General features: G+C 56.2%; 1 protein-coding gene. It reads left to right on the top strand.

The genetic code is table 11. The annotated features are described in order from the left end of the window. Positions 1-705: G8 domain-containing protein (locus Q1B27_RS24460; protein WP_299852811.1), on the top strand; the 705-nt coding region annotated here is incomplete at both ends.

Below are 705 nucleotides of genomic sequence, written 5' to 3'. Positions count from 1 at the left end.
CCCCGTTCCGAGGCGACTCACATTGCCATCAGCAATGGGGACTGGTTCGATCCCGGCACCTGGTACAAGGGCGAAATCCCCGACGCAGGTGCGCAAGTTCTGATCCCTCGTGGTGTTTCCGTGAAATATGACGGCGAAAGCGACGAATCGATCTTTACCGTGCGCGTCGATGGCGAACTAACCTTTGCCACTGATATTGATACCAAAATCCTGGTCGACACGATGGTCGTCTCGCCCAGCGGGCGCCTTGAAATCGGAACCGAAGACAATCCGATCGAAGATGGCGTCGATGCGCAGATCATCATCGCCAATAACGATGATATCGATGTCGGCTGGGATCCCTCGCTGCTGTCCCGCGGGGTCATTTCACATGGCGAAGTCGAGATCCACGGCGCCGAAAAGACAGCTTATCTCAAGGTTGACGATGCGCCGATGTCAGGCGACACCAAGATCAAACTGTCTGACATACCTGATAACTGGCAGGTGGGCGACACGCTCGTCCTGACCGGCACGCATAAAGAAGGTTGGTTCTATAACCGCGAGACCGGTGTCAAAGAACATGGCGGCACCCAGGACGAAGAAGTGACAATCACTGCCATCAATGGCGACACCGTCACCATCGACCGTCCGCTCAGCTATGATCACGACACTCCGCGCGATGATCTCGCCGCTTACGTGGCCAACACGTCGCGCAACATCACCTTC

The sequence above is a fragment of the uncultured Roseovarius sp. genome (assembly GCF_947489715.1).
Taxonomy (GTDB): Bacteria; Pseudomonadota; Alphaproteobacteria; order Rhodobacterales; family Rhodobacteraceae; genus Roseovarius.
This window is presented reverse-complemented; position numbering and strand designations above follow the sequence as displayed.